Source organism: Rhodococcus sp. (in: high G+C Gram-positive bacteria) (assembly GCF_049299235.1).
Taxonomy (GTDB): domain Bacteria; phylum Actinomycetota; class Actinomycetes; order Mycobacteriales; family Mycobacteriaceae; genus Rhodococcus.
Window position 1 is genome coordinate 1 of sequence record NZ_JBAQXC010000065.1, and the last position, 11,997, is coordinate 11,997.

Below are 11,997 nucleotides of genomic sequence, written 5' to 3' on the forward strand. Positions count from 1 at the left end.
GTCGTCGGACTCACCCACCGCCACAGCCGTATTCAGCCACATCCGCATCAAACCGGTGGTGGGCACATTCGGCCGGTAGACCGCAATGACGGTTCCCGTCACCCGGCGGATCAGACCATCCGCGCGACGATCGACAGCGGCAGCACCTTCATTGCGCAGGCGAGTGGAGTCCACGGCCACGCCGGGACGTATGCCCTGCCGGGTTCCTTCTCGATCGCGGCAGTCAGTGCCCGACAACCGGTTTCGGTGTCGACGATGAACGGGACGTTCTTGACCTTCTCGTTGATCTCCGAGCGGATGAAGCCGGGGAAGATCGTGCTGACGTCGATTCCGGTCTTCGCGAGATCCGCGCGCATACCTTCTCCGAGCGACCCGACGGCGGCCTTCGACGCCGCATAGGTGGTGAGATTGCGGGGCATTCCGCGCACCGCACTCACCGACGAGATCAGCACCAGATGACCGGCGTCGCGCGGCCGGAACAGTTCGAGTGCCGCCTCGCTCTGCGCGAGCGCTCCCAGAAAATTGGTGCGGGCGGTCGCGGCGTTGGCGTGAAAGTAGCCGGTGCCCAACGGTTGTCCCTTGCCGAGACCGGCGTTGACGATCACCCGGTCCAGGCCACCGAGTTCCTCGTCGAACTCCCGGAAGACGCGGAAGACGTCGTCGTGCACGTCGACGTCGAGGCCGCGGATCGCGACGGTGATCTGCGGATGCGCGGCGAGCAGTTCGTCCCGCAGTTCGTCGAGGCGCTCGGTTCGTCGCGCGGCGAGTGCGAGATTCCTTCCGCGAGCAGCAAATTCGCGTGCCATGCCGCGTCCCAGCCCGGAACTCGCGCCGGTGATGAGAATGTTCCGGCGTGTCGTGCCTTTACCCACTTACGTCCCCTCCACGGTGTCGATCAGTTCGTTACAGCGAGTGTTCAGGTAGCCCACCGCAACCCACAGATTCTCGAACGCCGGGTTCGTGGTCTGCCCGCGATGGAACCGGTAGTAGATCTGTTGCGCGATCACCGCGAGCCGGAACAACCCGAACACCTCGTAGAAGCCCCAGTTGTCGATCGGCAGACCGGTGCGCTCTCCGTAGTAGTCGACGATCTCGCGGCGCGTGAGCATGCCGGGCAGATCCGAGGGCTGCATCTTGATCGCCTGCATCATCGGATTGTCGTCGGCCTGCACCCAATAGGCGAGGCTCGACCCGAGATCCATCAGGGGGTCTCCGACGGTGGCGAGTTCCCAGTCCAGCACGGCACGGGGCGTCAGATCGTCGCCGAGAACGACATTGTCGAGACGGAAATCTCCGTGGATGACACGCGAGGCGACATCGACTGGCCGATTCGCGGCGAGCCATGCGGTCACCCGCGCGAAGTCGGGAACGTTGTCGGTGTGGGCGGCGGCGAACCGCTTCGTCCAGCCCGCCACCTGCCGAACCACATACCCTGTGCCGTGGCCGAATTCGACCAGACCGGATGATTCCGGGTCGACGCCGTGCAACTCGATGAGCAGGTCGACCATTCGCACGCACAGCGCCCGTGTGTTCTCGGAGGTGAGCCCGAGATCCGCCGACGGCGGCGTGCGCAAGATGGTTCCCTCGACCTTCTCCATGACGTAGAAGTCGCTGCCCAGCACCGACGGATCGGTACACAACCCCACCATCGTCGGCACGTGCGGATACACCGGCGCGAGCCGAGACTGGATCCGATATTCGCGAGCCATGTCCTGCCCGGATGCCGGTTTCACCCCCGCCGGCGGCCGCCGCAGCACCAGATCGCGATCCGGGTAGCTCAGCAGATAGGTGAGATTCGATGCGCCACCGGCAAATTGACGAACCTCAGGCACCCCGGCGATGCCCGCATTGTCGGTGAGCCACGCGGCGACGGCTGCGACATCGAAGCTGTCCTCGTCGCGAACGGGCCTGGCGTTGTCGGGAATGCTGCCCATGATTTCCCCCTCAGTTGTACTTGCCGAGTTCGAATCGTGCCACGAGGCCCTGATGCACCTCGTCCGGCCCGTCCGCCAAGCGCAGGGCGCGCGCGGTCGTCCACGCGCCCGCGAGCGGGAAATCGTCGGACATGCCACCGCCGCCGTGGATCTGGATCGCGAAGTCGATGATCTGCTGCACGACCCGCGGGGTGGCGACCTTGATCTCCGACACCGCGGACCGGGCACCGAACAGGCCCTGCGTGTCGAGCAGCCACGCGGTGTTCAGGACGAGCAGGCGCAGCTGGTTGATGGCGATGCGGGCGTCGGCGATGCGTTCGCGGTTACCGCCGAGGTTGACCAGTGGTTTCCCGAACGCGACACGATCGAGACCGCGGCGGCACGCGAGTTCGAGGGACCGTTCGGCCAGGCCGATCAGGCGCATGCAGTGGTGGACGCGGCCGGGTCCGAGGCGACCCTGGGCGATCTCGAAGCCGCGGCCCGGACCTGCGATGATCGCATCCAGCGGGAGGCGCACATCGGTGAAGGACACCTCCCCGTGTCCGCCGGGCTCGTCGTAGAAGCCCATCGTGGACAGCATCCGCTCGACCGTGACACCGGGTGTGTCCAGGGGAACGAGGACCATCGAATGCCGTTGGTGCTTGGGCGCTTCCGGATCGGTGAGGCCCATGAAGATGAGAATCTTGCAGTCGGGGCTGCCGATGCCGGTGCTCCACCACTTGCGGCCGTTGAGCACGACCTCGTCGCCGTCGACGAGCGCGGTCGCGGCCATGTTGGTCGCGTCCGAGGAGGCCACGCCGGGTTCGGTCATACAGAACGCGGAGCGGATCTCACCGTCGAGCAGGGGGCGCAGCCAGCGGTCCTTCTGTTCGGCGCTGCCGTAGTGGTAGAGGACCTCCATGTTCCCGGTGTCCGGGGCATCGCAGTTGAAGATCGCTGACCGGAAGGGGGAGCGGCCCATCTCCTCGGCGAGCGGCGCGTATTCGACGTTCGACAGGCCCACCCCGAGTTCGGAGTCGGGGAGGAACAGATTCCACAGGCCCTGCTCCTTGGCCTTGCGTTGCAGTTCCCGGAATTCCGGTGACACCGACCAGGTTGTCTCGCCGGAACTGTCACCACGCTGGGCGAACGGCTCGACGCGCGCCGCGAGCAGGCGTTGCTCGACGGGTTCGACCTCCGTGGTGATGAAGGTGCGCAGACGTTCGAGGTAGTTACGGGAACGGTCCGATTGTGCGAAATCCATGAGGCCCTCCTCTAAATGAGCAATGCTCAGTTAGGCTATCCGGGTGAGCCCCGCACGACAAGAGCAACCACACTCCGCACCCCGACGACGACTGCCACCCGAGGAACGCAAACGCCAACTCGTGGCCATCGGGCTGCAGGAACTCGCCGTGCGCCCCATCCACGCGCTGTCGATCGACCGGGTCGCGGAGATCGCAGGCATCTCCCGCGGACTGCTGTTCCGCTACTTCCCGACCAAGCAGGACTACTACGCCGCGGTCGTCGGAGCCGTCGGGCGTCGCCTGCTCCGCGCCGCGGTACCCACCCCCGGCGACGACGACCCGTTGCGCGGCATCGTGCTGGCCTTCGTCTCGTTCATCGACCGGCACGGCCCGAACTATCACGCGCTGTTCCACGGCGGGTTCGGTCACGACCCGCAGATCCGCGAAATCCACGAAAACGTCAAGACGACGATGGCCGCGCGCATCCTCGATGCCACCGGCGCAGATCCTGACACCGTCACGGCCATGAAAGTGCGTGGCTGGTGGTCGATGATCGAATCGGTCGCGATCGACCGCACCACCGACCCGTCCGTCACCGTCGACGATGTCGTCGACTTCGCCCTCCGAACCCTGCCGGTGGTTCTGGACTGACGAACCTTACGGCCGCGGCCCGTCGGAGCAGGGCCCGGCGTCCTCGACCGCCGACTTGGCGAGTGCGAACGCCCGATTGCTGTTGGGCACACCCGCATAGACGGCGGTGTGGAGGAACACCTCGACGAGTTCGTCCGGGTCCACACCGGCGCGCAATGCCGCCCGGATGTGCATGTCGAGTTCGTGCTCGTTGCCGACTGCGGTGAGGATCGCCAAGGTCAGCAACCGTCGGGTGTGGTGGTCCAGGCCGGGCCGGGCCCAGATGTCACCCCACGCGGTGCGGGTGATGAAATCCTGGAACGGTGCGGTGATCTCGGTGGCCGCCGCCATCGCGCGATCGACGTGGGCGTCGCCGAGCACCGAACGACGTACTCGCATACCCTGTTCGAACGCGGCGGTGCGCTGCTCGTCGGCGGGGGTCGCGCGGGTGAGATGTTGGCGGACGAGGGTGGTGACCCGTCCGGCCTGTTCGACGCTCGCCAGGTGCGCGGCGGGATCGAGAACACGGAACTCGGCGCCGGCGATGCCGTCCGCGAGTTGACGCATCGTCCCTGGCGGTGTGGCCGGGTCCTGCGTGCCGGCGACGACGAGTGTCGGCGCGACGATCCGGGCCAGGTCGCCGCGTCCGTCCCACCCGGCGAGTGCCTCGCAGCACCCGGCGTATCCCTCGTCGTCGGTCGCGGACACCATCGCGACGTGCCGATCGACGAGAGCACGGTCGCGTTCTGCGAGTTCGGGGGTGAACCAGCGTCCGACGATCGCCTCGGCGATCGAAGCCACCCCCGCTGTACGGACGGTCGCGGCCCGTTCCCGCCACGGATCGGCCGGGAGGAACGCCGCCGATGTGCAGAGCAACGTGAGTGTGCGCACCCGCGTCGGATGGTGCGCGGCCAGCCACTGCCCGATTGCCCCGCCGAGGGAGAGGCCCACGACGTGGACGGAGTCGAGGCCGAGCGCGTCGAGCACGGCGACGACGTCGCCGCCGAGGTCGGCCATCGTGTACGGGCCGGCTACGACCGGTGACGTGCCGTGCCCGCGGTGGTCCACGGCGACGACGTGCGCGAGGGGCGACAGCGCGGCGATCTGCGGCTCCCACATCGACAGGTCGGAGCCGAGCGATCCGAGCAGCAGCACCGCCGGGGCGGAGGGGTCACCGTACTGTTCGTAGTGGAGAGCGACGGTCATGCCGGTCCTTCCGTTGTGTCGTGACGGGCCGTCGCGCGGTCGACGAGATCGCCTGCGTGTCCGAGATAGCAAGTGGGGTCGAGTAGTTCGCGCACCCGATCGACACCGAGGGGGCCGGTGATCGCCGGGTCGCGGTCGAGTGGAACACCGGCCAGCGCCGCAGCGGTGACGATGTCGCGGGCGTCGTCGGTGTGCTCGGCCAGTGCGGCGGTGACCTTCTCCGCGAGAATCGCACCGCCGGTGAGCCCCAGATTGCGGGCAAGCGCGTCGGTATGAACGTGCAAGCCGCCGAGGCTCACCGAAAGTTGCTGTGCCGCACCACCGGACAGTCGTATCAAGTCGGTGAGTGTTTCCCATTCGGCGTGCCAGGCACCGGCGGCACGGGCGAACTCGTGATCCGCCGACGCGAGGACGGTGGCGACCAGGCCGGGCACACGACGGGCCGCGGCTCGCGCGGTGATCGCCGCGACCGGGTTGCGTTTGTGTGGCATGGCGGACGACCCGCCGGGCGCATCCTCGCTGACCTCACCCAATTCGGTTGCGGCCATGAGCACGATATCGGTGGCCACCTTCGATACCGACCCGGTGGCGACACCGAGCGCGGTGGCGAGACCGGTGATCGGGGTACGAACGGTGTGCCACGGCAGAACCGGCCGTGCGAGAGACAGGTGGTCTGCGAGGGCGTCGGCGAACGCCGGACCGTCGGGATAGACGGCAGCGAGAGTTCCCGCTGCACCGCCATATTGGACGGGAAGCACGTCCAGTGCGCGTTCGATCGCGGCGATACCGTCGTCGAGTCCGACAAGCCAGGTCGCCGCGAGCGCCCCGAACGTCGTGGGTAGTGCCTGTTGACCGAGCGTCCGGGCGACCATCGGGGTGTCGCGGTGTACGACCGCGAGCCGCGCCGCGGCATCGGCTGCGGTGCGCAGTGCGTCGACGACCCGGCGACCTGCGTTGCGGGACAACACCATCAATGCCGAGTCGAGGACATCCTGGCTGGTGGCGCCCACATGCACCGCGGCAGCCGGAGCATCGGCACGTTCCCGGAGGATCTTCACCAGCGGGATCACCGGATTGCCTCCGGCGGCGGAAAGCCGCCCGAGCTCCGCCGTGTCCAATTCGTGGGTAATCTCCCGGGCCGCCGCGGCAACCGCGGCGACGTCGTCCGCCGTGGCGCGGCCGTGACACTCGGCGGTGCGGGTGATCGCCACCTCGACGTCGAGCAGCGCCGTCAGCCAGGCACGATCGGACAGCATCGGCGCGAGATCTGCGGCCCCGAACACCGGGTCGAACAAGCTCCCGCGGGTGTGATCGGATCGTGCCGGCTCGGACAACACAGACTCCTGTCTAGATCGAGAAGAACGGCGTTTCCACACCGTTCGGATCGAGGTCCTGAACGTACACGGTCCATTCGTAGCCGTCGTCGGACTTGTCGGCGACGAGTTTGACTCGTTGCGACTCGGGCAGTGCCGTCAGTACCGGATCGGTCGCGTGTGCCGCGAGGTCCTCGGGGAAGTACAGGCGCGTGTACAAACGGTCCAACATGCCGCGGGCGAAGATCCCGACCAGCAGGTGCGGTGCCTGGCCGCCGTCGGAGCCGGGCTTGACGGTCCGGACGACGGCGGTGCCGCTGTCGTCGGCGGCACTGCGGGCGAAGCCCCGGAAGGCGCCGGCTGCGCCGTAGCGGCCGTCGGTGTCACACTGCCACGTCTCGATCATCGCGTCGGCGACGGGTTTCCGGTTGCCGTCCAGAACCGTTACACGAACGGTGATTCGACCGGGAGTGTCCGCCGGCACGACGTTCTCGCCGTCGGTGCCCCAGTCGAGGCCGATCTTCCAGTACGGTCCGACGGTCTGCGAGGGTGTCGGGCCGAAGGTCGCGGTGGCTTGATCACCGGGGGTGACGGCATAGCGGGGTGCGAAATCACTCATCGTCGTCGGCTTCCTCATCCTCGAAGGGGGTGGCTTCCCGGCCGCGCAACACGATGTCGAAGCGGAACCCGAGTGCCCAGTTGTCGACGGTGGTGTCGTAGTCGAACACGCTGACCATGCGGTGACGCGCGTCGGCAGGCACCGCGTTGTAGATGGGGTCCTGGAAGAACAGCGGATCGTCCGGGAAGTACATCTGGGTGACGAGTCGCTGAGTGAACGCCGTGCCGAACAGCGAGAAGTGGATGTGCGCGGGCCGCCACGCATTGTGATGGTTCCGCCACGGGTAGGCGCCAGGTTTGATTGTGGTGAAACGGTATTCACCGTTCTCATCGGTCACGCAGCGGCCGACACCGTTGAAGTACGGGTCGAGCGGTGCGGGCCAGGAGTCGTTCACGTGCCGATACCGGCCTGCGGCGTTGGCCTGCCACACCTCGACGAGCGTGTGGGGGATGGGCTTGCCGTCGCTGTCGAGGACGCGACCGTGCACGGTGATCCGTTGACCGGCCGCCTCACCGCCGTTGGCGAGACTCAGGTCGGCGTCGCCGTCCTGTACCCGGTCCTCGCCGAAGACGGGGCCGGTCAGTTCGCCGAGTCGCTGGGGGATCAGGGTGAGCGACTGCGCGGGCCGTCGCAGAGCGGTGGTGCGGTAGTCGGGGAAGTCCAGGGGCGGGTGCACACCCTCGGGGCGGGCGAACCGCGGTGGTAGATGGAGCACGGAAACCTCACAGGGCCGGAACGGATGGGTGGGGGAAAATCGGTGTCAGTGGTCGGGCCAGCCGGTGTATCCCTCGGCGAGATACTGCTGCCCGTACCGGGAACCGGTGACGGCAGCGAGCTCACCGAGTGCCCGCTTGTTCTCGAATGATGTTGTATCGGAACGAGTATGGAGCATCGAGGTCATCCAGTAGGAGAAGTTCTGGGCTTTCCATACCCGTTGCAGTGCGGCGCCGCTGTAGGCGTCGAGCAGCGTGTCCGAGCCGGTGACGAAGAAGGAGTCGAGCGCGCGGAACAACCGTTCCACGTCCGCGAGTGCGAGGTTCAGGCCCTTCGCGCCGGTGGGCGGGACGGTGTGGCCGGCGTCGCCGGCGAGGAAGAGGTTGCCGTGGCGCAGCGGCTCGCACACGTAGGAGCGGAACGGCAGCACCATCTGATCGAAGATGTGGCCGCGTTTCAGCTCGAAACCGTCGGGGCCGTCGACCCGCCGTTGCAGTTCGTCCCAGATGCGGTCCTCGGTCCAATTCGCCGCGTCCTCGGCCGGGTCGCACTGGAAGTACATGCGCTGCACCGTGTCACTGCGCTGGCTGATCAGTGCGAAGCCGTGGTCGGAGCGGGCATAAATCAGTTCCGGGGCACTCGGCGGCGCCTCGGTGAGAATGCCGAACCAGGCGAACGGATACTCGATGAAATGGTCGGCGCGAACATTCGCCGGGATCGCCTTGCGGCAGATGCTCTGCGATCCGTCCGCCCCGACGAGGAACCGGCATCGGATGTCGACGTCGGTACCGTCGGCCTCGGTGAAGCGGATCCGCGGGGTGTCGGTGTCGACGTCGAGGACCTCGGTGTCGCGGACGCCGTAGCGGACATCGCCGCCGTCGCGCTCCCGCGCTGCGGCGAGATCGACGAAGACTTCGTTCTGCGGATACAGCCACACCGACTCGCCGACGAGATCCCGGAAGTCGATGCGGTGACTGCGACCGTCGAAGCGCAGGTCGATGCCGTCGTGCCGGTGGCCTTCGGACAGCACACGACCGTTCACCCCGCTGTCGGTGAGCAGTGCCACCGATCCGTGCTCGAGGATGCCCGCCCGGTGCGTGGTGCGGATGGTTTCGTGGTCGCGCTTCTCGACGACGATGTTGTCGATCCCCGCTTTCGCCAGCAGATGCGAGAGCATCAGCCCGGCGGGCCCACCGCCGACGATGCCGACCTGCGTGGTGACGCTCGTGCGGGGTGTGCTCATCGGTGTTCCTCCACTGGCGAGGGCATGCTGGGGATGAACAAAGTGTGACGGGCAACTCACACGGCGCGAATATCACTTCTCATTGAATGAGAGAATTGGGGCGTCACGGTCCGGCGGACTCTCTCCCACCTCGCGGGCAATCCCCCTGGCAGCGGCCATGAGCACCGCGATGATCGCCTTCCGCTGCACCACCCCCGTCGGCACCACCACCCCGAGCGCCGCCACCGCATGCCCTGCGCGGTCGAGGACCGGAACCGAGATACCGGTCGTGCCGTCGTCGAGAACACCGTCATAGCTCGCGTAACCGCGCCGGCGGATCTCCGCGAGGTCGCGGCGGAAATCGATTGCGGTAGTTGATGACCGGCGATCGACATCGGGACGGCGGAGTCGATAGCGCTCCTGCACACCGGTGGGGGAGAACGCGAGCATGACCATGCCCATCGACGTGTCGTGCGCGGACATCCGGCCCGCGACCGAAGCCTGGTTGATCACCGAACCCGACGACGACAACCGCTCCAGGATGAGAACCTCACCGTCGCGCAACACCGACAGTTGCGTGTGCTGATGCACCACCGACTGCACATCCTGCAGAAACGGCAGCGCCGCCTCACGCAGATCCTTCGCAGGCGAACTACGCGCGACGAGTTCCCACAGGCGCAGTCCCAGCCGCACCGTGCCGTCCTGGCTGCGCGCGAGGATCCCGTGCTGCACCATCTCACTCACGAGCCGGTACATCGTCGCCTGCGGAATGCCTGATCGACGCGACAGCGCGCTCACGGTCAGCGCCGGCTGGGCATCGTCGAACGATTCGAGGATGCGGACGACGCGGTCGAGGATCGAGTCACCGGACGGCGAGTTGGCCATACCCCGATTATCTGCGCGACCGCGCGGAAACGGGTCAGCCGGGAATATTGATCGTGAAACCCGGAAGCACCTCGATCTGCTGCGGCAGTTCGATCGGGATGTCCGGAATGTTCACCGGGGGCAGCTGCAAGGTGACCGGCGGCAGTTCCGGAAGCTGCGGCACCGGCGGCCCGGTCGTCGTCGGTTCGCTGATCCCCGCGTCGGCGGGCACACCGGCCTGGCCGTCGATCGGTGCCGGCCACGGGAAGCTCTCGATGTCGGTGCCCGCGAGAGCGCCGTCCATCGTGCCCTTCCAGATGTCCGCCGGCAGGCCCGAACCGTAGATGGACCCGCCCCAACTGTTGACGATGGCCTCACCGTTCGGGGTGCCGACCCACACCGCCGTCGACAACGACGGCGTGTACCCGACCATCCACGCGTCCTTGTTCAGGCCGGAATCTCCCAGCTGTGTCGTGCCGGTCTTCGACGCCGACGGGCGGCCACCGGCCAGCCCGTGACCACGCGAATACGCGGCGATCGGCATCATGGCCTGCGTGACATTGTCGGCGACCGCCGGATCGAGCCTGGATTCGCCGAGGGACGCCGGTCGATCGAGCAACACGTCGCCGTCCGCCGTTTCCACCCGCTGCACGAAGAACGGCTCGTGGAAGGTCCCGGACGCGGCCAGAGTCGCATAGGCCGACGCCATGTCGATCACGCGGGACTGGTACTGCCCGAGCACGATCCCACCCTCGGGTGCACCACCCTCGTGACTCAGCGTCGTGCCCTCCACCCCGGGAATGGACACGGGAATCCCGGCCTCGTGTGCAGCGTCGGCGATCGCCTGCGGACCGTCGTCCAACGACATCATCAACCGGTAGAAACTCGTGTTCAGCGACCTCTTGAGCGCCTCGGCGATCGTGCACTTGCCGCACGACTCCCCCTCGACGTTGCCGATCTCGAGGTTGCCGATGCGCAGCGGTGAACTGTCGTAACGGGCATTCAGTCCGATTCCCTGCTGCAGCGCCGCAACCAGACCGAAGACCTTGAACGACGAACCGGTCTGCAGCGGCGCCTGCGCGAAATCGAACCCCGCTCCCTCCTCACCGCCGTAGTACGCGCGCACCGCACCGCACCGGTCCGCGGATCGATCGACACCACCGCGGTCCGCAAGCTCTCGTCCTCACCGTCGAGGACACTGCGCGCATTGTCGATCGCCGCCTGCTGCGCAACCGGATCGATCGTCGTGGTGATACGCAAGCCCTCGGTGTTCAACGTCTGCTCGCCGATACCGGCCGCGGACAACTCCCGCAGCACCTGGGTCTGCACATGCCCTTCCGGGCCGGTCGAATCGTTCTTCAGCGCCAACTGGTCCGGCGGCACCGTCGACGGAAACTCCTGCACGGCCCGCTCGCCGGCGTCCAAGGCACCCATCTCGACCATCCCGTCGAGCACATACGTCCACCGGGCCTCGATCGCAGGGCGGTTGTACGCCGGATCGAGCGATGACGGACTCTGGATGACGCCGGCGAGGACCGCCCCCTCCGACACCGTCAACTCACCGACCGGCTTACCGAAGTACGCCTCCGACGCGGCGGCGATGCCGTACGCGCCGCGACCGAAATAGATGGTGTTCAGATAGGCCTGCAGGATCTCGTCCTTCGACCACTCGCGGGCCATCTTCGTGGACACCACCAGCTCACGCATCTTGCGGGTGATCGTCCGGTCCGCGCCGACCAGCACGTTCTTCACATACTGCTGGGTGATCGTCGAACCACCACCGGCCGTGTCCTTGCCCATCACGTTGTCGCGTGCCGCGCGCGCGAAACCCGAAACCGAGAAACCCGGGTTGCTGTAGAAATTGCGGTCCTCGGCGGACAGCACCGCATTGCGGACGTGCTCGGGCACGTCTTCGATGTCCACCTCGGTGCGATTTCCCTCGGGCGGCACGATCGTGCTGAGCACCGTGACCCCGTCGGCCGCATAGATCGTCGCAACCTGATCGTTCTTCATGTCCGAGGGACGCGGAACATCGACCGACATGTATGCCGCCGCGAAACCCACACCGGGCACGATCACCAACAGCGCGACGACGACGAGCACCACATAGCGGACAATGCGCCACCCCCGAGACTTCGCGGGGGTGTCAGGCTGAGGTGTCGGCGTCGACGAGGAACTCACACGGGCTACTTTCTACCGAAATCGGGCTCGACCGATCATCGCACCCTGTCAATCGTATGGTACGGAGCTCAAACAACCCGTGTGCCTTTTT

At 66.8% G+C, this 11,997-nt stretch carries 10 protein-coding genes and 1 pseudogene; 1 reads left to right on the forward strand and 10 read right to left on the reverse strand.

All coding sequences use genetic code 11. The features are described 5' to 3' along the window. Nucleotides 1-110: 110 nt before the first annotated feature. Genes WAX14_RS03505 through WAX14_RS03515 form a run of 3 tightly spaced genes read right to left on the reverse strand, consistent with a single transcriptional unit; the run spans nucleotide 111 to nucleotide 3,177 of the window. Nucleotides 111-872, reverse strand: coding sequence for an SDR family oxidoreductase (locus tag WAX14_RS03505; RefSeq protein WP_422626707.1), 762 nt, complete (start codon nucleotides 870-872; stop codon nucleotides 111-113). Beyond that, nucleotides 873-1,934 (reverse strand): phosphotransferase family protein, encoded by a 1,062-nt coding sequence (locus tag WAX14_RS03510; protein ID WP_422626708.1) that lies wholly within the window; start codon nucleotides 1,932-1,934, stop codon nucleotides 873-875. Nucleotides 1,935-1,944: 10 nt separating this feature from the next. Beyond that, the gene (locus WAX14_RS03515; RefSeq protein WP_422626709.1) at nucleotides 1,945-3,177 is read right to left on the reverse strand and encodes an acyl-CoA dehydrogenase family protein; all 1,233 of its coding nucleotides are present in this window, start codon (nucleotides 3,175-3,177) and stop codon (nucleotides 1,945-1,947) included. 43 nt (nucleotides 3,178-3,220) lie between these two features. Between WAX14_RS03515 and WAX14_RS03520 the strand changes: the two genes are divergently transcribed. Then, on the forward strand, nucleotides 3,221-3,808 hold the full coding sequence (locus WAX14_RS03520; RefSeq protein WP_422626710.1) for a TetR/AcrR family transcriptional regulator: 588 nt from the start codon (nucleotides 3,221-3,223) through the stop codon (nucleotides 3,806-3,808). 6 nt (nucleotides 3,809-3,814) lie between these two features. Here the strand turns inward: WAX14_RS03520 and pcaD are convergent, their stop codons facing one another. From pcaD to WAX14_RS03555, 7 genes and pseudogenes are all read right to left on the reverse strand, one after another. Further along, the gene (gene pcaD / locus WAX14_RS03525) at nucleotides 3,815-4,993 is read right to left on the reverse strand and encodes a 3-oxoadipate enol-lactonase (protein ID WP_422626711.1); all 1,179 of its coding nucleotides are present in this window, start codon (nucleotides 4,991-4,993) and stop codon (nucleotides 3,815-3,817) included. Next, nucleotides 4,990-6,327, reverse strand: coding sequence for a lyase family protein (locus WAX14_RS03530; RefSeq protein WP_422626712.1), 1,338 nt, complete (start codon nucleotides 6,325-6,327; stop codon nucleotides 4,990-4,992). Before WAX14_RS03530 ends, pcaD begins: the two co-directional genes overlap by 4 nt. A 13-nt stretch (nucleotides 6,328-6,340) precedes the next feature. After that, a complete protein-coding gene (pcaG, locus tag WAX14_RS03535) occupies nucleotides 6,341-6,925 on the reverse strand; it encodes a protocatechuate 3,4-dioxygenase subunit alpha (RefSeq protein ID WP_422626713.1) in 585 nt (194 codons plus the stop codon). After that, a complete protein-coding gene (gene pcaH / locus WAX14_RS03540) occupies nucleotides 6,918-7,640 on the reverse strand; it encodes a protocatechuate 3,4-dioxygenase subunit beta (RefSeq protein WP_422626714.1) in 723 nt (240 codons plus the stop codon). The genes pcaG and pcaH overlap by 8 nt, the downstream gene beginning before the upstream one ends. 45 nt (nucleotides 7,641-7,685) lie before the next feature. After that, nucleotides 7,686-8,882: a 4-hydroxybenzoate 3-monooxygenase gene (locus WAX14_RS03545; RefSeq protein WP_422626715.1), complete on the reverse strand. Its 1,197-nt coding sequence runs from the start codon at nucleotides 8,880-8,882 to the stop codon at nucleotides 7,686-7,688. Between the two features lie 72 nt (nucleotides 8,883-8,954). Further along, nucleotides 8,955-9,746: an IclR family transcriptional regulator gene (locus WAX14_RS03550; RefSeq protein WP_422626716.1), complete on the reverse strand. Its 792-nt coding sequence runs from the start codon at nucleotides 9,744-9,746 to the stop codon at nucleotides 8,955-8,957. A gap of 34 nt (nucleotides 9,747-9,780) precedes the next feature. Then, nucleotides 9,781-11,906, reverse strand: a pseudogene (locus WAX14_RS03555) (transglycosylase domain-containing protein). Between the last annotated feature and the right edge of the window lie 91 nt (nucleotides 11,907-11,997).

What these genes read in the sequence shown, in the direction of transcription:
- WAX14_RS03515 (WP_422626709.1), bottom strand. Translation starts at nt 3,177, where the DNA reads ATGGATTTCGCACAATCGGACCGTTCCCGTAACTACCTCGAACGTCTG.
- WAX14_RS03550 (WP_422626716.1), bottom strand. Translation starts at nt 9,746, where the DNA reads ATGGCCAACTCGCCGTCCGGTGACTCGATCCTCGACCGCGTCGTCCGC.
- pcaG (WP_422626713.1), bottom strand. Translation starts at nt 6,925, where the DNA reads ATGAGTGATTTCGCACCCCGCTATGCCGTCACCCCCGGTGATCAAGCC.
- pcaD (WP_422626711.1), bottom strand. Translation starts at nt 4,993, where the DNA reads ATGACCGTCGCTCTCCACTACGAACAGTACGGTGACCCCTCCGCCCCG.
- WAX14_RS03510 (WP_422626708.1), bottom strand. Translation starts at nt 1,934, where the DNA reads ATGGGCAGCATTCCCGACAACGCCAGGCCCGTTCGCGACGAGGACAGC.
- WAX14_RS03545 (WP_422626715.1), bottom strand. Translation starts at nt 8,882, where the DNA reads ATGAGCACACCCCGCACGAGCGTCACCACGCAGGTCGGCATCGTCGGC.